Source organism: Labrys sp. E2SS-1L, from assembly GCF_057073705.1.
The window spans coordinates 613,025-635,282 of sequence record NZ_CP172712.1; the positions used below are offsets into that span (position 1 = coordinate 613,025).

The window sequence follows — 22,258 nt, forward strand, 5'->3', positions numbered from 1 at the left end:
GCCGGATGGAGAAGACCGTGCTTGACCTGACTGCGATTGGAACCAAATCCGCCGCCCCCAAGCTGCTGCACCGCGTGCGTGACAAGGTGACGGACCAGATCCAGAAATCGCCCCTGGCCCGCAAGGCGTTCACCTATGCCGCCAGCCATATTCCGCTCAGCTATTTCAAGAAATTGCCGACGATCATCGTCGTCGACGTCACCAATTCCTGCAATCTGCGCTGCCCCGTCTGCCCGGTCACCTTCGCCATGACGCGTCCGCGCGGCCTGATGAAGATGGAGATCTTCCGGCAGATCGTCGACGATTTCGTCGACGAGCCGCTCAAACCGGCGATGTATTTCAACTTCTCCGGCGAGCCGACCATGAACAAGGCGCTGCCCGAGATGATCGCCTATGCCAATGAGCGCGGGCACGACACCTTCGTCTCGACCAATGCCACCAAGCTTTCTTCCGAGCTGATCGAGAAGATGCTCCAGGCCGGGCTCGGCCGCATCAACCTGTGCATCGACGGCTTCGACGCCGAGGCGCAGGAATCCTACCGCGTCGGCTCGAAGTTCGAGCAGGTGAAAGCCAATATCGAGAACTTCCTCGCCATCAAGCAGCGCCTCGGCAACACCAAGACGGTGACCGTGCTGCAGACGCTGCTGACCTCCTATTCGGAAAAGCAGATCGACGCGATGGTGGAGTGGGCGGACAATATCGGCTTCGACCAGGTACGCTTCAAGACCTTCAGCCTCGGTTCCTACACCGACGACGACCAGCAGACGAAATATGGCCACCTCGTGCCGAAGAACCATGATCTGCAGCGCCACCAGAACGAGAAGATCAGCCTGCTCTGCGACGTGCCGCTCTATCAGACCGTGGTGTTCTGGGAAGGTGACCTCGGCCTGTGCTGCATCGACTATGACCGCATGATCAAGCTGCCCAATGTCGACAAGGTCGGCTTCAAGCAGGCCTATCTGTCGGACGAGGCGGCCAAGGCCAGGCGCCACGGCTATACTAAGCAGTTCGATATCTGCCAGAGCTGCTCCTATTCCAACGCCGACAATATGGGCTTCAAGATCAAGCTCAACAAATTGCGCCGGCAGAGGGCCGCCGAGCTGCAGAGCAAAGCGGCGTGAACGCCCGGCTGCGCAGCGTCGCCGGCGCGAGCTTCGCCGTCGCCGACGACAAGGACGGCTTCTGGGACAAGGCCGAGAGCGGGGCCTGGGAGCCCGAGACACTGGCGAGTGTGCATGCGCTCGCCGGTCCCGGTACGTTGTTCATCGATATCGGCGGCTGGATCGGACCGATCACCCTGACGGCCGCCGCACTCGGAGCCGATGTTCTCGCCTTCGAACCCGATCCACGCGCCTTCGAGCTCATCAGCGCCAATGTCGCCGCCAATCCGGTGCTGGCATCGCACATCCGCCTCCACCATGCCGCGGTGTCGCCGACGCCGGGGCGCGTCAGGCTGGGTTCGCCCAAGAAGCCCGGCGACAGCATGGGCAGCATCCTGGCCGCCGACAGCGGCGCCGCGCTGTGGGAGGCGGAGGCGATCCTGCCCGCCGACATCGCCGCCATGGCGAAGAATGCCAAGCGCATCGTGCTCAAGATGGATGTGGAAGGGGCCGAGTATCAGCTCCTGCCGCATCTGGCCTCCCTCCTCGGCCCGCGCACCGTGGCAGCCCTGATCGCCTTCCATCCCCGCCTGCTCGCCAAAGCCGGCCGTTCGGCCGCTGAGATCGAAACCCTGACGGCGACGGCCCAGTCGGCACTTGCCGCCTACACGCTGCGCAGCCTTGATTGCGAGGGCGCGCCGATATCCCGGCAGGCCAATTCCACCGTGCTGGCAACGCGAAAGTAGCGGCTTGCCGATACGGGGCCATTGACCGGCTCTTCCGCCTGTGTCGTGAATTGGTTGCAATCCGGTCGGCAGCACGCGCTATGTGCGACCGCCTGACGGCAGCGGGAGCAAGGCGGGTTCGCGGCTGAAGGCTCGTTTGCGCCAGCTCTGTGTTTCCAGCCAATCCGGCGGGATTGGCTATAGCGTCTTTGCGATTCTCGGCGTAGCCCGCAAATCGCAAAACGCCTTGGGAGGACGTTCGTCTTGAGACTGCCTGGCGGGTTGCGTTGGCTCTTCGTGGTTTTCGCCTTGGCCGCCTGGCCGTGCTGGGCGCAGGGAACGCCGTCTCCTGCCGCTCCCGCGCCTCCCGCCATGAGCCAGCAGCAGATGGACACGATGGTCGAGGCCATCAGCCAATCCGTGATGAAGAAGCTGCAGGCCCAGGGCGCCCAACCTACTCCGCCCAGCCCCGACGGCAGCGGCATGCAGATGGCAAGTGCCCAGCAGACCGAGATGTTCATGCATGTCGGAGGCCTCGTCACCGGCCTGCCGGCTCTCTGGGCCGAATTTGGCAAGCTCGTCACCAGGCTCGATGCCGATTACAACGATGGCCGGGGCCTCGGCCGCTATTTCCTGCTGCTGATCGGCGCGCTGGCGGCAGCCCTCGCGGCAGAATGGGTGGTCCGGCTGCTGCTGACGCCACTACGGCGCCGGCTGGTGATCCGGATGCACGGCCTGCATGGCATCAGGGCGCTGCTCGGCCTCGGAGCCCTGGAACTGCCGCCCCTGATCGCGCTGTGGATCGTCGGCAATGCCAGCGAAGCGGCTCGCTTCATGGGTGACCTGCCGCAGACCCGCTTCTCCATCGCCATGCTCAAGACCATGCTGATCTGGCGCCTGCTCCAGGCCGTGTTCCGCTTCACCCTGCAGCCCCGCCTGCCCGAGGCCCGCCTGCCCGATCTCGGGGACGCCGATGCGCGCGCGATCTACCGTGGCGCTTCCTTCGCGATCCTGCTGCTTTTGTTCAACGCCGTGCTCGCCGATGTGCTGCGTGCCCTGCAATCCCCGCCGCTGGCGGTCGGAACCGCCCAGCTCTATGGCGCCGTGGTCATGATGCTGGGCATGGTGGCCGTCTGCATCCGCCTCAACGGCCCGATCGGCCGCTGGTTCATCGGCGTCGCCAATCCCGCTCAAGCCAGCCCGGTCAAGACCGCGATCGCCAAGCACTGGTTGCTGGGGGCCCTGCTGCTGTTCGCCCTGTTCGTCACCGCCGATATCTACGCGGCCGTGGCCGGCCAGACGCGCATCTCCGGTGCCCTGATGCTGACGCTGGCGATCCTGGTGGCCCTGCTGGTGGTCGAATCGCTGGTGCACCGTATCCGCATCATGCTCCAGCACCAGACCGATGGCGTCCGTCTGATCCATCCAAGGGGCGCGGAAGCGCTGGCGCGCTGCGCCCGCTTCGGCGTGCTGATCCTGGCGATCGGTGCCCTCGGCCGCACCTGGGCCGTCGATGTCAGCGGCGTCATGGCCGGCGATGACTTCAACCGGGTGGCGCGTAACCTGTTCTCCGCCGGACTGACAGCCTTCGCCGCCTATTGCGCCTGGGAGCTGGTGCGCTACATCACCGACCGTTATTCCGCGGGCCGCAGCGGCCCGGCCCTGCCGGGCGCAGCTGATGCCGAGGACGACGCCCCGGTTTCCACCGCCTCGCGCATTGCCACCATGATGCCGGTCTTCCGCATCGGCCTGGCGATCGCGATCTCCATCCTGGCCGTGCTGACCGTCCTGTCCCAGCTCGGCGTCAACGTGACGCCGCTGATCGCCGGCGCCTCGATTTTCGGCCTTGCCATCTCCTTCGGATCGCAGACGCTGGTGAAGGACGTGGTGTCGGGCGTCTTCTTCCTCATCGACGATGCCTTCCGGGTCGGCGAATATATCGATGTCGGCAAGGCCAAGGGTACCGTCGAGGGGTTCACCCTGCGCTCGCTGCGCCTGCGACACCAGAACGGCCCGGTGCATACCATCCCCTATGGCCAGCTCGGCCAGGTCACCAATTACAGCCGCGACTGGGCGACCATCAAATTCCCGCTGCGCTTCGCGCGCGAGACCGATCTGGAAAAGCTGCGCAAGGCGGTCAAGAAGATCGGCCAGGACATGCTCGAGGATCCCGAGATGAAGGAGGAGTTCCTCACCCCCCTGAAGATGCAGGGCGTGTTCGACATCACCGACAACGCCATCGTCGTCCGCTTCAAATTCACGGTCAAACCGAACAAGCCGACATTCATCCAGCGCGAGGCGCTCAAGCGCCTGGTCCGCATCCTACCCGAACAGGGCATCGAGTTCTCCACCGGCACCGTGGCGGTGCGCACGCTCGACGGGGAGGGCCGTGCCGGCCTCGGTGCCGCCGTCGCCGCCAATGCAGCCTTGGCCTTGCCTCCGGCCGCAGCCGGATAGGCCCGTAAAGATAGGAGGTGAGGAGGGCTGGCGCCACCTAACCCTTCCCCAAACGCGCATCCGGGTGTAGCAGACACCTACTTGATTTGTGCTGGCGGATTGTCGCGATGACGTTTCTACCCGATCTCCATACGCTTGCCCTCTATTCGGCCGCCTGCATCTTCCTCTTCATCACGCCCGGTCCCGATATGAGCCTGTGGCTGGCCAAGACCATCTCCGGCGGCCGGCGCGGCGGCACCGCCGCCATGCTGGGCACGCAGGTCGGCTGCCTGTTCCATACCTTCTTCGCCGCGGTCGGCCTGTCGGCCGTGCTGGCGGCCTCGGCCACCGCCTTCACGGCCCTGAAGATCGTCGGCGCACTCTATTTGCTCTGGCTTGCCTATGGCGCCATCCGCTCCGGTTCGGCCCTGAACGTGCGCGACGAGGGCAAGCAGGAGGCCGGATTCTGGCCGACCTTCATGGTGGGGCTCGGCATCAACCTCACCAACCCCAAGGTGGTGCTGTTCTTCCTGACCTTCCTGCCGCAATTCGTCGATGCAGCCGACCCCCATGCCTCCCAAAAACTTTTCTTTTTGGGACTCTATTTCATTGCCATCAATCTGCCGTTTGCGTTTCTATTGATTCTCGGGGCTGAGAAGGTGGTGTCGTGGCTGAAGGCCCGCCCGCGGGTCTTGCGAGGCATCGACTTCACCTTCGCCGGTGTCTTCGGGCTTTTCGCCTTCAAGATCCTGACCACGCAGACCCGCTGACGGAGTTCGCCTAAAGCGTTTTGCGATTTGACCGAATCGCTCCAAGTCGCAAAATCGCTTTGAATCAAAGAGTTAAAGTAAAAGCGTTTCTGCTCGAAATGCGCCTGGCTCTGGGGAGTTGTTGCTTGCCGTCGTTCCTGCGCCGAGCCCTGCTGGGCCTGGCAACCATCGTCGCTCTGATCGGTTCGGCCGTTGCAGCCGAGGCTGCCTGCGAGGACATGACCTCGAAGGGGCGCAGCTACATCGTGTGCCGTTTCGATCTGTCGAACGACAGTCTGGCCCTCTATTGGCGCGGTGCCGACGGCACACCGCTCGGCAGTCCTGGCCGGCTCGCCCAGGAATTGGACACCCAGGGCAAGAAGCTGATCTTCGCCATGAATGCCGGCATGTACGACAAGGCGCTCGGCCCTGTCGGCCTCTATGTCGAGAATGGCCGCATCCTGCACAATGCCAATACCCGCAACGGCTTCGGCAATTTCCATCTCAAGCCCAATGGCGTGTTCTATTTCGGCGACGGCAAGGCCGGCGTGATGGAGACGAGCCGGTTCCTGAAAGCCCGCATCAATGCCCGCTTCGCCACGCAATCGGGCCCGATGCTGGTGATCGACGGCCAGATTCATCCCAAGATCCAGCCGGACGGGCCGTCGGAGAAGATCCGCAATGGCGTCGGCGTGCGCGACGGCAAGATCGTGATCTTCGCCATCTCGGCCGAGCCGGTGAGCTTCCACGATTTCGCCGAGCTGTTCCGCGACCGGCTGGGCACCCAGAACGCCCTCTTCCTCGACGGCTCGATCTCCACCCTCTACGCGCCGCCCATGCCGGCGATCGGCGGCTGGACCACGCTGGGGCCGATGGTGGGCGTGACGGAAGGGCCGTAGCGCCGGCGCGACGCGCTCCTGCTTGCCGCAAGGCTGTTAGTTTTTACACTCTTTTCCAGACGGGCATTTTTGACTACATCAGCCGTCAAAATCGCGTCACACTCTAGGAACAGCCATGGCTCCCCGCACGCTCTATGACAAGATCTGGGACGATCACGTCGTCGAAACCTCCGCCAACGGGACGAGCCTGCTCTATATCGACCGCCATCTCGTGCATGAGGTGACCAGCCCGCAGGCCTTCGAGGGCCTGCGCGTTTCCGGCCGCCAGGTGCATTCGCCCCAGCGCACCCTGGCCGTGGTCGACCACAACGTGCCGACCTCCGACCGCTCCAAGGGCATCGACGACCCCGAAAGCGCCATGCAGGTCAACACGCTGGCCCAGAACGCCAAGGATTTCGGCGTCGAGTACTACTCCGAACTCGACAAGCGCCAGGGCATCGTCCACATCGTCGGCCCTGAGCAGGGCTTCACTCTGCCCGGCACCACCATCGTGTGCGGCGACAGTCACACCTCCACCCATGGCGCCTTCGGGGCGCTGGCCCACGGCATCGGCACCTCCGAGGTCGAGCATGTGCTCGCCACTCAGACGCTGATCCAGAAGAAGGCCAAGAACATGCGGGTCACCGTCGACGGCGTGCTGCCGGACGGCGTGACCGCCAAGGACATCATCCTGGCCATCATCGGCGAGATCGGCACGGCAGGTGGCACCGGCCATGTGCTGGAATATGCCGGCGAGGCCGTGCGCGCCCTCTCGATGGAGGGCCGCATGACCATCTGCAACATGTCGATCGAAGGCGGCGCCCGCGCCGGCCTGATCGCGCCCGACGAGAAGACCTACGCCTATCTGAAGGATCGCCCCAAGGCGCCGAAGGGCGAAGCCTGGGATAGGGCCCTGGCCTATTGGAACACGCTCTACACCGAGGATGGCGCGCATTTCGACCGCGAGGTGAAGCTCGACGCCGCCGCCCTGCCGCCGATCGTCACCTGGGGCACCAGCCCCGAGGACGTCGCCTCGATCATGGGCAAGGTGCCGCATCCGGACGATGCGCCGAACGAGCACAAGAAAGCCGCGATCCAGCGTGCCCTGGCCTATATGGGCCTGCAGGGTGGTGAGCGCATCCAGGACCTGACGCTCGACCGCGTCTTCATCGGCTCCTGCACCAATGGCCGTATTGAGGATCTGCGCGCCGTCGCCGGCATCGTTGCGGGCCATACGGTCAACGCCAACGTCAATGCCATGATCGTGCCGGGCTCGGGCCTGGTGAAGATGCAGGCCGAAGCCGAAGGCCTCGACAAGATCTTCCGGGCTGCCGGCTTCGACTGGCGCGAGCCGGGCTGCTCGATGTGCCTGGCCATGAATGCCGACAAACTCAAGCCCGGCGAGCGCTGCGCCTCCACCTCGAACCGCAATTTCGAGGGACGCCAGGGCTACAAGGGCCGGACCCACCTGGTCTCGCCGCAGATGGCCGCCGCTGCCGCCATCGCCGGCCATTTCGTCGACATCCGCGAATGGGAAAAGATCGCGGCCAACGCGTAAGCGGGCAGTGCCCTCCGGCGCTTTCCCATATGCGGGAAGAGAGCAAGGGTGCGACCGTCAAAAAGGGGACTGAATTGGCTCCGACATTTGTCATTGCCGGGCTTGACCCGGCAATCCAACCCCTTCCCCGCAGGCATCACAGACGAGGCCTCTGGATGCCCGGGTCAAGCCCGGGCATGACAAAGGTGGCGTTTCAGTTATTTCTGGGCGAGACCTAGAGCAAAACGCGTTCAAGTGTGAGCGCTTATTCACTCTAACTCTTTGTTTGGACGCGTCTTTGCGATTCTTGGTGACGCCGTCAAATCGTAAAACGCTATAAGGGTGAGGGGCGGCGCGACCGTGCACGAACAAGTCCTCATGCCCCATCTCTCGCCCGCCGATGCCCGTCGTCTGCCGCCCTTTGCCCCGGGGATGACCATCGGGCTGTTCGGCGGCAGCTTCAACCCGCCCCATGAAGGCCATCGCCATGCCAGCCTGGTGGCGCTGACGCGGCTCGGGCTGGACCGGGTCTGGTGGCTGGTGACGCCGGGCAATCCGCTCAAGGACAACCGTGCCTTGCCCCCGCTCGAGTTACGGGTAGCCGCCGCCCGCCGGCTCGCCGATCACCCGCGCATCGAGGTAACCGGCATCGAGGCCGATATCCACACCCGCTATACCTATGACACCATTGCGTGGCTGCAGCGCCGCTGCCCGGGCGTGACCTTTGTGTGGATCATGGGCGCCGACAATCTCGCCGGCTTCCACCGCTGGCAGCAATGGCAGGCCATCGCCTCGCGGGTGGCCATCGCCGTGGTGGCCCGCCCCGGCGCCACCACCAAGGGCCCGCTTGCCAAGGCGGCTCGTGTGCTTGCCGCCTATCGCGTCCCCGAATATCAGGCCGCGACGCTGAAATATCGCCGAGCCCCAGCCTGGATCTTCCTGCACGCGCCGCTCGACGCCAATTCCTCAACCGCTTTGCGAGCCAGCGGCCAGGGCTTGCCCACAAGGTAAAAATTAACCACTTATTAACCATGTCGGAGCAGGCTTAATTCTATTGGCGTCATTGAATCGACGCGATGGCTTGCTAATATTGTGGAGCGAGTGGAATTCGCGGAGGTCCGCGAATCAATGAGCAAGAGGGTGTGCCCCTGACCACGTTGGTGAGACGCGAAGCGGACGTGATTCCGCTTCATCCCGTGAGCCGAGCGATCCGCCCGGACGTTGAAGCTACGGTTCGCCTGATCCTCAATGGCCTCGATGACATGAAGGCCGAGGAGATTGTGGAAATCGATCTGCGCGGCAAGAGTGCAATCGCCGACGTCATGATCATCGCGACAGGCCGGGTGGCCCGCCATGTCGCCGCGATCAGCGATCGCATCGCCAAGGATCTCAAGGAAAACGGACACGGCAATCCCCGCATCGAAGGCGTCCCGGTCTGCGACTGGGTGCTGATCGATACGGGAGACGTCATCGTGCACGTGTTCCGCCCCGAGGTCCGCGCCTTCTACAATCTCGAGAAGATGTGGTCGTCAGGCCGCCCGAACGAACTGCTTCCGAGCTGACCTGAATGCGCCTGATGATCTGCGCCGTCGGCCGGCTCAAAGCCGGCCCGGAACGCGATCTCGTGGCCCGTTATGCCGAGCGGCTGAACGCCAGTGGCCGGAGCCTCGCCCTCGGCCCGCTCGACATCATCGAAATCGACGAAAGCCGCGCCCGGCGGCCCGAAGACCGCAAGGCCGAAGAGGCCGACAAGCTGCTCTCGGCCGCCGGCCAGGCCTCCATCATTGCCCTGGATGAAACCGGCAATTCGCCCGGCAGCGAGGCGTTTGCCGCCAAGATCGCGGGCTGGCGGGACAGTGGAACCCAATCCCTTGCCTTCCTGATCGGCGGCGCCGATGGTCATGGTGACGCGATCCGGTCGCGCGCGATCCTGTCGCTGTCCTTCGGCAAGATGACCTGGCCTCACCAGATCGTGCGAATCCTCCTGGCCGAGCAGCTCTATCGCGCTGCCACCATCATCGCCGGCCACCCCTACCACCGGGTGTGACGCACGCTCGTCCCGAGACCGTCTTCCCAAAAGACCCCCCTGACCGTGCCGGCATTTCCAAAGCCTGGCGCGAAGGCACAAAGTCGCCGAGGCCAATGACTGGGCCGATCTCAACCACCGCCGTCGCGAACGCCTCCCCCACACATCGTCCTTTTGTCGGCGATCCGTGGAGTTCGAATAAATAATGCAAGGTACCTTGCATTAAAAGGTACCTTGCATTATTCTCCATCTCGAAGCATAGGGAGGCCATGACCGATTCCATCGATATCCAGCTCAAGAAGGGCGCCCTCGAGCTCTGCGTCCTCGCTCTGCTGCACCGGCGTGAAAGCTATGCCTATGAGATCGCCAGCACGCTCACCGAGCGGGTCGGCATGGGCGAAGGCACCATCTATCCGCTGATGCGCCGGCTGCAGACCGAGGGACTGGTCAGCACCAGGCTGGAGGAATCGGCCAGCGGCCCGCCGCGCAAATATTACCGTCTGACGCCCGCCGGCCAGGCCGCCTATGCGGCCCGCCAGCGCGAATGGCGGGATTTCGTCACCGCCGTCGACCGACTAATGGAAGGCATGCCATGACTCGCCAGGACTTCTCTCGCCAGGAATTCCTCGACGCGTTGAAGGCCGGTCTCGATGGGCTGCCGCCGGCGGAGATCGAGGACGTCCTGCGCGACTATGCCGCCTATTTCACCGATGCGCAGGAGGCCGGGCGCAGCGAGGACGATGTGGTACAGATGCTCGGCGATCCCGTCCAGCTCGCCCGGGCGCTCAAGGCGGAAAGCGGCCTGCGCCAATTGCAGGCGCGACCGAGCCCGTCGACCGTGCTGGGCGCGATCGCCGCGCTCACCGGCTTGGCCATGCTCGACCTCTTCGTGCTGCTGCCGGTTCTTTCGATCCTTCTGGTGGTCTTTCTCGTCCTCGGCCTGGTCGCCTTCGCCCTGGCGCTCGGCGGCTCGGCGATGGTGCTCCATTCGGCTTTCATGTGGGATGGCGCACCCCTTCTCGCCCATCTCGGACGGGCCTTCATCGGCTTCGGTTTCATCGCCATGGCGGTGTGCCTGAGCTGCCTCTTCCTGCTCGGTCTCAATGCCGGACTGAAGGCGATGGCCGCCCATGCCCGGCGCTATACCCGCTTGCTCACTTCCCCTCCACGCTTCGTCGCCACGCCGTGACAATGTTCGCGCCCCGCAGGCGCCATGGGAGGCACCATGCCCTCGAAACTCGGAAAACTGGCGGCCTTCTCCTTCCTGATCGCCTTGGCCTGCCTGTTCCTCGGCACCAGCCTTGCAGGCCCGAATTACGGCTCACCGTGGCGAGGCTGGCACCGAGCGGCGCTGACGGGATGGGGAAGCTGCCCCGAAACACCGCAAAGCAGCGATGCCAAGGCCGGTTCGGTCACCTTGCCGTGGGACAATGACGGCTCGCTCGTCATCGCCGTTCCGGCCAGCGTGAGCTATGCTCCCGGCTCGCAATCCAGCGCCGTGATCAGCGGTGATCCCGCCCTGATCGGCCATGTCCGCCTTTCGGCGGGCCGCCTTGAGCTGGACGAGGACTGCGATCTCCCAGACGGCGCCATCACGGTGCGGCTGACAGGTGGCACCGTCAGGGACTGGACGGTGAATGGATCCGGCGAACTCCATCTCGCGGCGATCGCGCAGGATCGACTCGATCTTCGCCTCCATGGCAGCGCGCAGGCGACCGGCGAAGGCTCGGTGGACCAGTTGAACCTGCGCATCTCCGGCTCCGGCAACGCGGATCTGGCCAAACTCTCCGCCAAGGCGGCCGAGATCCGCATCAGCGGCAGCGGCGAGGCAGGCATCGCCGCCAGCGAGAGTGCCGACGTCACTCTTTCCGGCAGCGGCAATGTCACGCTGCGCGGCAAGCCCAGGCTTACGACACAGATCCACGGCAGCGGCCGGATCGAGGCAATTCCCTAAAGCACAGTGTGACTAGGCGGAATCACCTCGACACAAGGAGCGGGAACAAGCAAATGCCGTCACCAGAACGCGCTTTGCACTAGCCGCCACGACTCAAAGCACTGATTCCTTCCCGTCGCCTCGAGCGGCGTCGGGGATGGCTGTCCCTTCGCGTCCCGCGTCCACGGATAAACCCGTGGAATTCCAGGCTTATTCCGGTCGAAGTCTCGCTGTTCCCATCTCCCCGTCACACCTTGCAAGGAGGCGCTCATGCGACCCCATAGCTTTTCCGTTGCCTTGGCTATTCTTCTGACCGGCATGACCACGGCCGGGCTGTCGGGCCCGGCGGAGGCCCAATCGACCTGTGGCGCGCCCGGGAAGGGCAGCGAGGGATTGGGCACGTCGGGCTGGCCGGTCGCCACGCCCGACGATGTCGGCCTCGATCCGCAAAGCCTGTGCACGCTCGCCCAGAGGCTCGACTTGGCGAAGGAGGACAATGTCCATGCCGTGCTGATCGCCCGGCACGGCAAATTGGTGTTCGAACGCTATTTCACCGGCTCCGATTCCCATTGGGGCCAGCCGGCAAAGGACGTTACCTTCGGGCCGGACGTTCCGCACGATCTGCGTTCGATCACCAAGAGCGTGGTGTCGCTGCTGGTCGGCATCGCCGTGGGCGAGGGCTGGGTCGCCTCGATCGACCAGCCGGTGCTGGGGCTGCTGCCCGCTTATGCCGATCTGAGCACCCCGCAAAAACAGGGCATCACGCTGCGCCATCTTCTCACCATGTCGCCGGGCCTGGCCTGGAGCGAGCAGCTCCCCTACAGCGATCTTCGCAATAGCGAGAACGGCATGGACATGGCCAAGGATCCCTGCCGCTATGTGCTGGAGCAGCCCGTGGCCCATGACCCCGGCACGGTATGGACCTATAGCGGCGGGACCACCGGCCTGCTTGCCTGTGTGCTGCGCCAGGCCACCGGAAAGCCTCTTGACGCGTTCGCCCGCGAAACCCTGTTCGAGCCCTTGGGCATCACCAAGGTCGACTGGGCGCGTTATCCGCAAACTGGCGAGCCGGTTGCGGCTTCGGGCCTGCGTCTCCTGCCGGCTGACACCTTGAAATTCGGCCAGCTCGTGCTCGACAAGGGCGCCTGGAACGGCAAGCAGATCGTGCCGGCCACGTGGATCGAGATGGCGACGGCGCCGCAGGTCAATGCTCCCAACGCGATGTTCTACGGCTTCCAGTTCTGGCTCGGGCGCTCCCTGGTCGACCACCGCACCATCGAATGGATCGCCGGCTTCGGCTATGGCGGGCAGCGCCTCTTCATCGTGCCGTCGCTGGACCTCACCATGATGGTGCAGGCAGGGCGCTATGGCGGCCAGGACGAGGGCGGATTCGCCGCCGCCATCCTCAACCGCTACGTGCTGCCGGCTGCCAAGCCGTAGGTCGCACGGAGTGTCAGGACCCGATCGCCGCCCTGATCAGCGCCTTGGCATCCTCGCTGGCCCACTCGGCCGGGCCGGCCATGGCGCCGATGCGGCAGCCCTGCTTGTCGATCAGCACCGAGGTCGGCAGGCCCTGGCCGAGGCCCTCGTTGCGCAGGCTCTGCAGGATGACGGTCGAGGGATCGGCATAGCGATGCAGCTTGTCGATCTTGGTCTCGTTCAGGAAGGCCTCGACCCGCTCGGGTCCCTGCGTGTCGATATTGACGGCCACGACCTCGAAATCCTTGCCGCCGAGATCGGCCTGCAGCTGATTGAGAGCCGGCATTTCCTTGCGGCAGGGCACGCACCAGGTCGCCCACAGGTTGAGCAGCACGGTCTTGCCCTTGAAATCGGCCAGGGTCGTCTTGCTGCCATCCGCCTTCTGGAAGCTGATCGGCACCAGCGGCTGGGGCGCCTTGGAAACGGCGAGGGCCGCCACCTCGCCCTTGGCCAGCGGGTCGACACGGGCGGCAATCGCCGCCGAAGCAGGGCAGGACGCGCTTTCCTGATTGCCCGAGCCGCCCTTTGTCCCGTATACCGCGGCAACACCCACCACGGCTCCCGCCAGGATTGCCGCGCCGATCAGCCAGCGCCGGTTCGATCCTTGCGGTGGCTGACTCTCAGAATGTTCCTGCCGACTATTCTCGTTCACTGAAAGCCTATCCGGATGAGCAACAAAATGTGGGGCGGCCGGTTCCAGTCGGGACCGGACGCGATCATGGAAGAGATCAACGCCTCGATCGACTTTGACAAGCGCCTATGGGCCCAGGACATCCGCGGCTCTCTGGCGCATCTCGCCATGCTGGAAAAGCAAGGGATCGTCGCCGCCGCCGATGCCAAGGCCATCGCGGATGGTCTAGAGGCGGTCCGCGGCGAAATCGAGAGCGGCTCGTTCACTTTTTCGCGTGCGCTCGAAGACATCCATATGAATGTCGAGTCGCGCCTGGCAGCGATTGCCGGGCCGGCGGCCGGCCGCCTGCATACCGCCCGCTCGCGCAACGACCAGGTCGCCACCGATTTCAAGCTGTGGGTGCGCGACACCATCGACGATCTCGACGCCCAGCTGAAAGACCTGATGACCGCGCTCGCCGAGAGGGCGCTCGCCTTCGCCGGCGCAGTGATGCCGGGCTTCACCCATCTGCAATCGGCCCAGCCGGTCACCTTCGGGCATCATTTGCTCGCCTATGTCGAGATGCTCGGCCGTGACCGCGGCCGCTTCGCCGATGCGCGCCGTCGTCTCAACGAATGCCCGCTCGGCGCCGCCGCGCTCGCCGGTACCTCCTTCCCGATCGACCGCCATGCCACGGCCAAGGCGCTCGGCTTCGACCGCCCCACCGCCAATTCGCTCGATTCGGTCTCCGATCGCGACTTCGTGCTGGAGGCGCTTGCCGCCGCCTCGATCACCGCCATGCATCTCTCCCGCTTTGCCGAAGAGATCGTGATCTGGACGACGCCGCAATTTGCCTTCGTGGCACTGTCGGACAAGTTCACCACCGGCTCGTCCATCATGCCGCAGAAGCGCAATCCCGACGCAGCCGAACTGGTGCGCGGCAAGGCCGGCCGGGTCATCGGCGCGCTGGTCGGCCTGATCACCATGATGAAGGGCCTGCCGCTCGCCTATGGCAAGGACATGCAGGAGGACAAGGAACCGGCCTTCGACGCGCTGCAGACCCTGTCGCTGTGCACGGCGGCCATGGCCGGCATGGTCAGGGACATGGTGCCCGACCTCAAGCGCATGAAGGCGGCGGCTGGCTCGGGCTATGCCACCGCCACCGACCTTGCCGACTGGCTGGTACGCGAGCTCAACCTGCCCTTCCGCGAGGCCCATCACGTCACCGGCCGCCTGGTCGGCATCGCCGCCGAAGCCAAGCTGCCGCTGGAGAAGCTCTCGCTGGCGCAGATGCAATCGGTGGAGCCACGTATCCATCAGGGGCTTTTCGCCGTACTCGGCGTGGAAAAGTCGGTCCGCAGCCGTATCTCCTATGGCGGCACGGCGCCTGTCAACGTCAAGGCCCAGGCCAGGAAGTGGCTGAAAGCGCTGGCGAAATAGCCGGAGCGCGGACATCACAGCAACATGCTTGCATGTTGCGATGTCCGCTCTTGGAACCACCATGCCGACAGGATAGGAAGAGCGGACAAGATGTCCGCGCTCCAAAGAACACCAAATCAAAATTCGTGCTACACAGCGTCAAACACTGGAGTTCCCCATGGCTGGTAATGCGTTCCGCATCGCGCTTGCTTTGACGCTGGTCACGACCCTCGGCCTGGCTGGTTGTGGCCGCAAGGGCAAGCTCGAGCCGCCGCCCGAGCAGCATGTCACGACTGGCGATGGCAATGGCTACAACAAGAAGAAGGATCCGGGCTATGTGAAACCGGACCGCAAGCTGCCGATGGACTTCCTGTTGAACTGATTTCGAACCGAACCGACCATGCATCACTTCACTTATCGCAACGGCGTGCTTCATGCCGAAGATGTCGCACTGCCGGCGATCGCCGCCGCCGTCGGCACGCCCTTCTACTGTTATTCGGCCGCCACGCTGCGCCGGCACTACAAGGTGTTCGCGGGCGCCTTCAGCGATGTGCCCTCGCTGGTCTGCTTTGCGGTGAAGGCCAATTCGAATCTCGCCGTGCTGCGCCTGCTCGCCAAGCTCGGCGCCGGCATGGACGTGGTTTCGGAGGGTGAGTTACGGCGCGCCCGCGCTGCCGGCGTACCCGCCAGCAAGATCATGTTCTCGGGCGTCGGCAAGCTCGTGCGCGAAATCGACTATGCGCTCGACGAGGACATCCTGTGCTTCAACGTCGAGTCCGAGCCCGAACTGGAGCTCTTGTCGCAGCGCGCCAGCGCCAAGGGCCGGATAGCCCGGGTGTCGCTGCGCATCAACCCGGACGTCGACGCCAAGACCCACAAGAAGATCTCCACCGGCAAGTCGGAGAACAAGTTCGGCATCCCGATCGCCCAGGCCCGTGCCATCTATGCCTGTGCGGCCAAGCTGCCGGGCATCCTGGTCACCGGCGTCGACATGCATATCGGCAGCCAGATCACGGCGCTCGAGCCCTATGATGCCTCGATCGAACGCCTGGTCGGCCTGGTCAGGGACCTCAGGGCCGACGGCCATGTCATCGATCACATCGATTTCGGCGGTGGCCTCGGTATTCCCTATCGCGACGACAACGAGCCGCCGCCCCATCCCGACGACTATGCCGCGGTGGTCAAGCGCTATGCCAAGGATCTCGGCGCCACGCTGGTGTTCGAACCCGGCCGCCTGATCGCCGGCAATGCCGGCATCCTGGTGAGCGAGGTCGCCTTCGTGAAGCAGGGCGAGGGCAAGACCTTCGTCATCGTCGACGCCGGCATGAACGATCTGATCCGCCCGACGCTCTATGAAGCCTATCATGCGATCTGGCCGATCAAGGAACGCCCGCTCGGCGGCGCCATGGTGACGGCCGACGTGGTCGGCCCGGTCTGCGAGACCGGCGACTATCTCGCCCTCGACCGCGATATCCCGGTGGTGGCGCGCGGCGACCTGGTGGCGGTGATGTCGGCTGGCGCCTATGGCGCCGTGCAGTCGGGTACCTACAACACCCGTCCCCTCATCCCGGAAGTGCTGGTGGACGGCGACAAGTTCGCGGTGATCCGGCCTCGCCCGAGCTATGACGAACTGCTCGGGCTCGACAAGGTGCCGGACTGGCTGTGATCCTGCGACGGGAACGCGTTCCCGGGAACAGAGAGTGTTTCCGGGAACAGCCCGCTTCCCGATCCTGTCGTAAGGCCGTCATTCCATCTGGAACTCCGAGGATCCATGCGCAGTCTCGTTGCACTTTCCCTTCTCGCCAGCGTCGCCGCGGCCACGCCCGCCTTGGCGGACGCCTATCGCTGGCAGCTTCGCCAGTCGCCGGAATCGGTGGTCGTGGCCTATGAGGTGCCCGACACCGACGACCAGCCGCTGGGTCTTTTTTGTGAACCCGAGGGCAAGGCCTTCTCGATCACCTATCGGCCTGGTGCCGACAAGATCCGCAAGGGCTGGAGCGGCGTGGTCAGTTTCAGTTCCGACGGCGGGCAGGTCGATGTGCCCATGCAGGCGGTCGAGGACGAACTGAGCGGGCTCACCTTGGAAGCCAAGGCAGCCTTCGACCCGGACTGGACCGTCGTCCTCGGCAAGGGCCGCACCCTCAAGATCGCCTTCAGTGGCCAGAGCGAGAGGATCAAGCTGGCCGGCGTCGCCAAGGGAGCCGCTGCGCTGGCCAAGGCCTGCGGTCGATAGGACGATTGCTTTTGTAGCGCAGTGCCGCCTCTCACCCGTACCCTCCCCCCGTAAGAACGGGGCGAGGGGGCACGGGCGTCGCGCTCGATCCTCAGACCCTTCATCTCGCCCGGCGGTTGAGCGAGACGATCGGGGTTGTATATGAAATACGCGATCAAAGTCCCCCTCGCCCCGTTCTTACGGGGAGAGGGTATGGGTGAGGGGCTACGCTACCCCGACAATTTCTGCGGGAAATGGTCCCTCGATCAGCCCTTTTGATCCGCGCTTGCTCCGTGCTCACCTGGCAATGCCGAAGCACTTGGCCAGCTTCGCCGCGACGGCGTCATAAGTCGCCGCTTCCTTGGCTGGATAGGTCAGGCGGAAGGCGCGGATGGTCTCGACCGCGCCCTTGGCGTCCTTCTCCAGCAGTAGCTTGGCATAGAAGATCTCGCCACCCTTCCGGCCGGAGACCACCACGCCGTTCTTGGCCGCACTGCGATAGGTGATCTTGCCGCCATCGGCGATACCGGCGACGATCGCATCGATGTCTTCTTCCGCAGCATTGTAGGAACCCCAGACCCGCAGGCTCGCGCCGGAAGGGGCCGAGAAGACGCGTCCGTCGCCATTGTCGGCCTCGGGTTCCGCCGTCATGAGGTCGGACGGATAGCAGATGCGGTAGCCGAAACGCGCATTGGCGTAGTCGCTCCAGTCACGCGCCGCCGCCGGCCCGGTCGCAATGGTGAGGCTCAGGAGCGGGGCGATCAGGGCGCAGAAACGGATCAGGCGGCGCATCGGCCTCTCCTTGCGATATGAACGCCATCGCGGCGGAGAGGCTCCGCGCGATGGCTGTCCTGTCTTAGGTTGCTTGGCCCGGGCCGGCTGTTCTGCAGGGAACCAGCGCGGCCGGCTCAATGCCGGCGCCGGCGGCGCACCTCTTCGCCACCGCTTGCCTTGGGTGGGGCGACCAGCGGGCCAATCTCGGCGATCACCTTGGCCGCATCCGGGCGCTCGGCGCGGACATGGCCGTCGATGGCCTGGCGCATGGCGGCGAGATGGGCCGGCGAGGTGCCACAGCAGCCGCCGATGATGCGCGCGCCTGCATCGATGGCGAGCCGCGCATAATTGGCCATCAGTTCCGGCGTGCCGGAATAGTGAATATGATCGCCGTGGAATTGCGGGATGCCGGCATTGGCCTTGGCAATGACAACCGCCTCGGGATTGGCCTCGGTCATCGACAACACGGAGACCAGCAGGTCGGAAGCCCCGACGCCGCAATTGGCGCCGACCGCGACGGGATTGGGATTGACGCCACCGGCAACCTCCGGCATGGCCGAGGGCGGAATGCCCATCATGGTCTTGCCGGCCGTGTCGAAGCTCGCCGTCACCGTATAGGGCATGCCGGCCTTGACCGCCGCCTTGGCCGCAGCGCGCATCTCCTCGGCGGCCGACATCGTCTCGATCCAGATCACGTCGGCGCCGCCTTCCTTGAGCCCTTCGATCTGCTCGACGAAGATCTCGACGGCCTCGTCCTCGGTCAGCGGCCCGAGCGGCTGGAAGAGGTCGCCGGTCGGGCCGACCGAGCCGGCCACCACCACCGGACGGCCCGCGCCGTCCGCAACCTGGCGTGCATTGCGCGCCGCCGCAGCATTGAGTTCCTTCACGCGCCCGTCGAGCTTGTGCAGCGCCAGGCGCCGGCGATTGCCGCCGAAGGAATTGGTCAGGATGATATCGGCCCCGGCATCGACGAAGGATTGATGCAGCGCGTGGATGCGGTCGGGATGGTCGAGGTTCCACATCTCCGGCGGATCGCCCGACATCAGGCCCATCTCGAACAGATTGGTTCCGGTGGCCCCATCTGCGAGCAGCACGGGCTTTTGAGCCAGAAGTTCGGTCAGGCGCATGGCGTGTCCTTCATCGAGAAACCATGCTTCCACATAGGCCTTTGCGGGCGCGATTCAAGCAGGAATGTCCGGGAACGGCCTCGCTCCCAAAAACAGCAACGCCGGGACAAGCCCGGCGTTGCAGAAGCGGTGAAGGAAGAGACAGCCTCAGTTCGGCACGCCCGCCTTCGGATCCGGCGGGAAATAGGCGCTCTTCTGCACGCCATGCAGCAGGTCGATCGCCTTGTTGAGCTGGGTATCGTCCTTCTCGTTGGCGGGCACATAGGCCGAGGAGCCGCCCTCTTCGGTCTTGTCCGCATCCGGATTGGCCAGATGGCCCTTCAGGCCGGACTCGCCCTTGGTCTGATCCTTGCCCTTGAGATCGTCCGGCACGTTCTCCTGCACCACGATCTCCGGATCGATGCCCTTGGCCTGGATCGAGCGTCCGGACGGGGTGTAGTAGCGTGCCGTGGTCAGGCGCAGCGCGCCATTGCCCTGCAGCGGGATGATGGTCTGCACCGAGCCCTTGCCGAAGGAACGCGTGCCCAGGATGGTGGCACGCTTGTGGTCCTGCAGGGCGCCGGCGACGATTTCCGAAGCCGAGGCCGAGCCGCCATTGACCAGCACGATCACCGGCTTGCCATTGGTCAGGTCGCCGCCACGGGCGGAATAGCGCTGCACGTCATCGGCCTGGCGGCCGCGCGTGGACACGATCTCGCCGCGCTCGAGGAAGGCATCGGAGACCTGGATCGCCTGGTCGAGCAAGCCGCCCGGATTGTTCCGGAGGTCGATGATGTAGCCCTTGAGCTTGTCCTGCCCGATCTCCTTGCTCAGCTTGTCGATATTCTTCTTCAAGCCGTCGAAGGTCTGCTCGTTGAACTGGGTGATGCGGATATAGCCGATGTCGTCGCCGGTCTTCTTGGCCTTGACCGACTGCACCTTGATGATGTCGCGCACCACCTTGATGTCGATCGGCTCGCCCTTGTTGCGCAGGATCTTCAGGGTGATCGGCGTGTTGACGGCGCCGCGCATCTTGTCGACGGCCTGCTGGAGCGTCATGCCCTGCGTCGCCTCGCCGTCGATGGCGGTGATCAGGTCGCCCGCAAGCACGCCCGCCTTGGAAGCCGGCGAATCATCGATCGGCGAGACCACCTTGATGGCACCGTCTTCCTGGGTCACCTCGATGCCGAGACCGCCGAACTCGCCCTTGGTCTGGACCTGCATGTCCTGGAAGCTCTTGGCATCCATATAGCTCGAATGCGGATCGAGCGAGGTCAGCATGCCATTGATGGCCGCTTCGACCAGCTTGCCGTCCTCAGGCTGCTCGACATAGTCCGAACGCACCCGCTCGAACACGTCGCCGAACAGGTTGAGCTGCTTGTAGGTGTCGGTGACGGCGGCGTTGGCACCGCCCATCAGCAGCAGGTGGGGCTGCGTTACCGCGATCGTCGCGATCGCGCCCATGGCCACGCCGCAGAACAGAATGGGAAGCTTGCGAATCATCCGCGTGCCTTCTCGCCTTGATTGGCCCACCACGGGGTGGGGTCTATGGAAACACCGTCTTTGCGAAACTCTATATATAGGGCGGGTTGCCTTGCGCTTGAAGCACCGCCAAACGCCGCAGCCGTCGCCTGCATTCCCGTATCTGTCTTACCCAAGCCCGCCTGTGATCCCGGATCGGCATCCGATCCCAGAGACGGACCTGAACCCATGGCGGCAACCGGCTCGCCCGTCAAGACAAACTGGCCCAGCCCCACATTGATCTTATCCATGCCGGCCATCACGATATGATACCCGCCACCGGCATTGATGATCAAGAGTTGGCCGTAGGAGCGGAACTTGCCGGCGAAGACGACCCAGCCGTCGCAGGGCGCGGTGACGCTGGCGCCGGGCGTCGCTGTCAGGGTCATGCCCTTGGCCGCGCCGCCATTGCCGTCATCGGCACCGAAGCCGCGCAGCATCGCGCCAGTTACCGGCAGGCGCAGCAGGCCCTTGGCCTGGTCGAAGGGCATGGCCGGGGTCAGGCGGCTCGGATCCTGCAGGGCGGCAAGGGACGGCCGAGCCTGGTTCGTCGCCGCATCGGCCGTGTCGGCGGCACGCTTGGCCGGCGCCACCTCGCGCTCCATGCGGGCGATCAAATCTTTGAGATTGGCCGCTTCCTGCGCCAAAGCGGTGGCATGGGCCTGCTCGGTGGCGAGGGTATTCTGCTCCTGGGCCAGCACCTTCTGGCGCTCCTCGACCAGAAGCTGGGTGCGGGTGCGTTGCTCGGCCAGGGTGATCAGCGCCTGTTTGAGCGTGTCGCGTTCGACGGTGATCTCCCCGCGCACCCGGGCCAGTTCCTTGAGATCAGCCACGAGGGCCTGCATTTCCTGGCGCATTTCCGGCAGCACTGCACCCAGCAGCATCGCCGTGCGCACCGCTTCCAGCGCGTCGTCCGGACTGACCAGCAGGGCCGGCGGCGGATTGCGCCCCATGCGCTGCAGCGAGGCCAGCACCTCGATCAGCAGGCCGCGCTTGGAATCGAGCGAGACGCGGATATTGTCCTCGTTGCTGTCGAGCGAAGCCAGCCTTGCCTCCGCCCCCAGCACCTTGGCCTCGGTCTCATGCGTCTGGTTGCCGGTCTCGACCAGTTGCTGGCGCAGCTTCTCGCTGTCGGCCCCGATGGCCTGGATCTCCTTGCGCAGGCGGGCCAGGGTCTCGTCGGACAGTTTGATCTCGCCCTGGATGCGTGCGAGGTCCTGGCGCTTGGCGGCCGCCCCGTCGGTGGCGGACGGGGCCGCAGCCGGAACATCCTGGGCCGCTGGCGGCGTCTCGGCTCTTGCCGACGGCAAGGCCACGCACAGCGCCAGCAACGCCCCGGCAAGGACGGAGCCGATGATCGAGTTTGCGCTGTCGTGGTTCATTCCAGATTGATGCGACCAATATGGTTAACGAAGTTTCAATCGTTAACGATTCTTCATTGTTGTCGAGGGATAGTGGCGTGTCATCCCGTCTTTTCTGGGGCAGACCGGCCATACCACCGGGAAATGGCCTGTCGCGATGTCATGCGAATCGCGATTTTTTTCCAATTTGGCGCTTTGACGCATTTTCTCAACCAAAAATGCTGTAAGGGGCCTCATCCCGCCGCGAACATGCCGCAATCGCACTGCCGTCATGCCCGCCTGCCATTCAACCATGCAGTCGCTTCGGTGGCTGCATCGAACAAGGTGCGATTTCCTTGGATCATGCCTTGTTCAAATTGCCTGTTTGACGCGCTTTCTTAATCGACAAGTCT

The 22,258-nt window shown here is 64.6% G+C and carries 22 protein-coding genes; 17 read left to right on the top strand and 5 right to left on the bottom strand.

Annotation, left to right across the window (positions count from 1 at the left end; translation table 11 throughout):
* Nucleotides 1-17 precede the first annotated feature (17 nt).
* From ACIGJE_RS02785 to ACIGJE_RS02845, 13 genes are all read left to right on the top strand, one after another.
* Nucleotides 18-1,121 (top strand): radical SAM/SPASM domain-containing protein, encoded by a 1,104-nt coding sequence (locus tag ACIGJE_RS02785; protein ID WP_415084396.1) that lies wholly within the window; start codon nt 18-20, stop codon nt 1,119-1,121.
* Nucleotides 1,118-1,846 carry an FkbM family methyltransferase gene (locus ACIGJE_RS02790; RefSeq protein WP_415084394.1) on the top strand — a complete coding sequence of 243 codons (729 nt, stop codon included), beginning with the start codon at nt 1,118-1,120 and terminating at the stop codon, nt 1,844-1,846. The genes ACIGJE_RS02785 and ACIGJE_RS02790 overlap by 4 nt, the downstream gene beginning before the upstream one ends.
* A gap of 243 nt (nt 1,847-2,089) precedes the next feature.
* Nucleotides 2,090-4,282: a mechanosensitive ion channel family protein gene (locus ACIGJE_RS02795; protein ID WP_415084392.1), complete on the top strand. Its 2,193-nt coding sequence runs from the start codon at nt 2,090-2,092 to the stop codon at nt 4,280-4,282.
* 107 nt (nt 4,283-4,389) lie between these two features.
* Entirely contained in the window at nt 4,390-5,031 is a 642-nt protein-coding gene (locus ACIGJE_RS02800; RefSeq protein WP_311934528.1) for a LysE family translocator, read from the top strand.
* Between the two features lie 125 nt (nt 5,032-5,156).
* Complete coding sequence (locus tag ACIGJE_RS02805; RefSeq protein WP_376717646.1) at nt 5,157-5,909, top strand: phosphodiester glycosidase family protein; 753 nt, start codon at nt 5,157-5,159, stop codon at nt 5,907-5,909.
* Between the two features lie 115 nt (nt 5,910-6,024).
* A complete protein-coding gene (gene leuC / locus ACIGJE_RS02810) occupies nt 6,025-7,446 on the top strand; it encodes a 3-isopropylmalate dehydratase large subunit (RefSeq protein ID WP_483679282.1) in 1,422 nt (473 codons plus the stop codon).
* Nucleotides 7,447-7,803: 357 nt separating this feature from the next.
* Nucleotides 7,804-8,436 (top strand): nicotinate-nucleotide adenylyltransferase, encoded by a 633-nt coding sequence (locus tag ACIGJE_RS02815; RefSeq protein ID WP_483679283.1) that lies wholly within the window; start codon nt 7,804-7,806, stop codon nt 8,434-8,436.
* Between the two features lie 167 nt (nt 8,437-8,603).
* The gene (gene rsfS, locus ACIGJE_RS02820) at nt 8,604-8,987 is read left to right on the top strand and encodes a ribosome silencing factor (protein WP_376717645.1); all 384 of its coding nucleotides are present in this window, start codon (nt 8,604-8,606) and stop codon (nt 8,985-8,987) included.
* A 5-nt stretch (nt 8,988-8,992) separates the two neighbouring features.
* Nucleotides 8,993-9,472: a 23S rRNA (pseudouridine(1915)-N(3))-methyltransferase RlmH gene (gene rlmH / locus ACIGJE_RS02825; protein WP_367626220.1), complete on the top strand. Its 480-nt coding sequence runs from the start codon at nt 8,993-8,995 to the stop codon at nt 9,470-9,472.
* 248 nt (nt 9,473-9,720) lie between these two features.
* Nucleotides 9,721-10,047, top strand: a complete 327-nt coding sequence (locus ACIGJE_RS02830) for a PadR family transcriptional regulator (RefSeq protein ID WP_311934523.1) — start codon at nt 9,721-9,723, stop codon at nt 10,045-10,047.
* Nucleotides 10,044-10,640, top strand: a complete 597-nt coding sequence (locus ACIGJE_RS02835) for a DUF1700 domain-containing protein (RefSeq protein ID WP_483679285.1) — start codon at nt 10,044-10,046, stop codon at nt 10,638-10,640. The genes ACIGJE_RS02830 and ACIGJE_RS02835 overlap by 4 nt, the downstream gene beginning before the upstream one ends.
* Before the next feature lie 36 nt (nt 10,641-10,676).
* Nucleotides 10,677-11,405 (top strand): GIN domain-containing protein, encoded by a 729-nt coding sequence (locus ACIGJE_RS02840; RefSeq protein WP_440725221.1) that lies wholly within the window; start codon nt 10,677-10,679, stop codon nt 11,403-11,405.
* 249 nt (nt 11,406-11,654) lie between these two features.
* Nucleotides 11,655-12,824, top strand: coding sequence for a serine hydrolase domain-containing protein (locus tag ACIGJE_RS02845; protein WP_483679287.1), 1,170 nt, complete (start codon nt 11,655-11,657; stop codon nt 12,822-12,824).
* Nucleotides 12,825-12,837: 13 nt separating this feature from the next.
* On the opposite strand, the gene tlpA is transcribed toward ACIGJE_RS02845, so the two are convergent.
* Nucleotides 12,838-13,515, bottom strand: coding sequence for a thiol:disulfide interchange protein TlpA (tlpA, locus tag ACIGJE_RS02850; RefSeq protein WP_483679289.1), 678 nt, complete (start codon nt 13,513-13,515; stop codon nt 12,838-12,840).
* 15 nt (nt 13,516-13,530) lie between these two features.
* Between tlpA and argH the strand changes: the two genes are divergently transcribed.
* From argH to ACIGJE_RS02870, 4 genes are all read left to right on the top strand, one after another.
* The gene (gene argH / locus ACIGJE_RS02855) at nt 13,531-14,913 is read left to right on the top strand and encodes an argininosuccinate lyase (protein ID WP_311934518.1); all 1,383 of its coding nucleotides are present in this window, start codon (nt 13,531-13,533) and stop codon (nt 14,911-14,913) included.
* Between the two features lie 157 nt (nt 14,914-15,070).
* The gene (gene lptM / locus ACIGJE_RS02860) at nt 15,071-15,274 is read left to right on the top strand and encodes an LPS translocon maturation chaperone LptM (protein ID WP_068291140.1); all 204 of its coding nucleotides are present in this window, start codon (nt 15,071-15,073) and stop codon (nt 15,272-15,274) included.
* Nucleotides 15,275-15,292: 18 nt separating this feature from the next.
* Complete coding sequence (lysA, locus tag ACIGJE_RS02865; RefSeq protein WP_483679292.1) at nt 15,293-16,558, top strand: diaminopimelate decarboxylase; 1,266 nt, start codon at nt 15,293-15,295, stop codon at nt 16,556-16,558.
* Between the two features lie 105 nt (nt 16,559-16,663).
* Nucleotides 16,664-17,125, top strand: a complete 462-nt coding sequence (locus ACIGJE_RS02870; protein ID WP_367626225.1) for a hypothetical protein — start codon at nt 16,664-16,666, stop codon at nt 17,123-17,125.
* Nucleotides 17,126-17,401: 276 nt separating this feature from the next.
* On the opposite strand, the gene ACIGJE_RS02875 is transcribed toward ACIGJE_RS02870, so the two are convergent.
* The 4 genes from ACIGJE_RS02875 to ACIGJE_RS02890 all read right to left on the bottom strand — a co-directional run bounded on the left by ACIGJE_RS02875 (nt 17,402) and on the right by ACIGJE_RS02890 (nt 21,887).
* The gene (locus tag ACIGJE_RS02875; RefSeq protein WP_483679293.1) at nt 17,402-17,896 is read right to left on the bottom strand and encodes a hypothetical protein; all 495 of its coding nucleotides are present in this window, start codon (nt 17,894-17,896) and stop codon (nt 17,402-17,404) included.
* Between the two features lie 116 nt (nt 17,897-18,012).
* The gene (gene bmt / locus ACIGJE_RS02880; protein WP_483679294.1) at nt 18,013-19,005 is read right to left on the bottom strand and encodes a betaine--homocysteine S-methyltransferase; all 993 of its coding nucleotides are present in this window, start codon (nt 19,003-19,005) and stop codon (nt 18,013-18,015) included.
* Between the two features lie 147 nt (nt 19,006-19,152).
* Complete coding sequence (locus tag ACIGJE_RS02885) at nt 19,153-20,487, bottom strand: S41 family peptidase (protein ID WP_311934512.1); 1,335 nt, start codon at nt 20,485-20,487, stop codon at nt 19,153-19,155.
* Nucleotides 20,484-21,887 carry a murein hydrolase activator EnvC family protein gene (locus ACIGJE_RS02890; RefSeq protein ID WP_415084376.1) on the bottom strand — a complete coding sequence of 468 codons (1,404 nt, stop codon included), beginning with the start codon at nt 21,885-21,887 and terminating at the stop codon, nt 20,484-20,486. Before ACIGJE_RS02890 ends, ACIGJE_RS02885 begins: the two co-directional genes overlap by 4 nt.
* Nucleotides 21,888-22,258: the final 371 nt, after the last annotated feature.

Bases quoted from the DNA above. Each gene is read 5' to 3' on its own strand.
- ACIGJE_RS02800 (WP_311934528.1), top strand. From the start codon at position 4,390: ATGACGTTTCTACCCGATCTCCATACGCTTGCCCTCTATTCGGCCGCC.
- leuC (WP_483679282.1), top strand. From the start codon at position 6,025: ATGGCTCCCCGCACGCTCTATGACAAGATCTGGGACGATCACGTCGTC.
- ACIGJE_RS02815 (WP_483679283.1), top strand. From the start codon at position 7,804: ATGCCCCATCTCTCGCCCGCCGATGCCCGTCGTCTGCCGCCCTTTGCC.
- rlmH (WP_367626220.1), top strand. From the start codon at position 8,993: ATGCGCCTGATGATCTGCGCCGTCGGCCGGCTCAAAGCCGGCCCGGAA.
- ACIGJE_RS02830 (WP_311934523.1), top strand. From the start codon at position 9,721: ATGACCGATTCCATCGATATCCAGCTCAAGAAGGGCGCCCTCGAGCTC.
- ACIGJE_RS02835 (WP_483679285.1), top strand. From the start codon at position 10,044: ATGACTCGCCAGGACTTCTCTCGCCAGGAATTCCTCGACGCGTTGAAG.
- ACIGJE_RS02840 (WP_440725221.1), top strand. From the start codon at position 10,677: ATGCCCTCGAAACTCGGAAAACTGGCGGCCTTCTCCTTCCTGATCGCC.
- ACIGJE_RS02845 (WP_483679287.1), top strand. From the start codon at position 11,655: ATGCGACCCCATAGCTTTTCCGTTGCCTTGGCTATTCTTCTGACCGGC.
- argH (WP_311934518.1), top strand. From the start codon at position 13,531: ATGAGCAACAAAATGTGGGGCGGCCGGTTCCAGTCGGGACCGGACGCG.
- lptM (WP_068291140.1), top strand. From the start codon at position 15,071: ATGGCTGGTAATGCGTTCCGCATCGCGCTTGCTTTGACGCTGGTCACG.
- lysA (WP_483679292.1), top strand. From the start codon at position 15,293: ATGCATCACTTCACTTATCGCAACGGCGTGCTTCATGCCGAAGATGTC.
- ACIGJE_RS02870 (WP_367626225.1), top strand. From the start codon at position 16,664: ATGCGCAGTCTCGTTGCACTTTCCCTTCTCGCCAGCGTCGCCGCGGCC.
- ACIGJE_RS02875 (WP_483679293.1), bottom strand. From the start codon at position 17,896: ATGCGCCGCCTGATCCGTTTCTGCGCCCTGATCGCCCCGCTCCTGAGC.
- bmt (WP_483679294.1), bottom strand. From the start codon at position 19,005: ATGCGCCTGACCGAACTTCTGGCTCAAAAGCCCGTGCTGCTCGCAGAT.
- ACIGJE_RS02885 (WP_311934512.1), bottom strand. From the start codon at position 20,487: ATGATTCGCAAGCTTCCCATTCTGTTCTGCGGCGTGGCCATGGGCGCG.
- ACIGJE_RS02890 (WP_415084376.1), bottom strand. From the start codon at position 21,887: ATGAACCACGACAGCGCAAACTCGATCATCGGCTCCGTCCTTGCCGGG.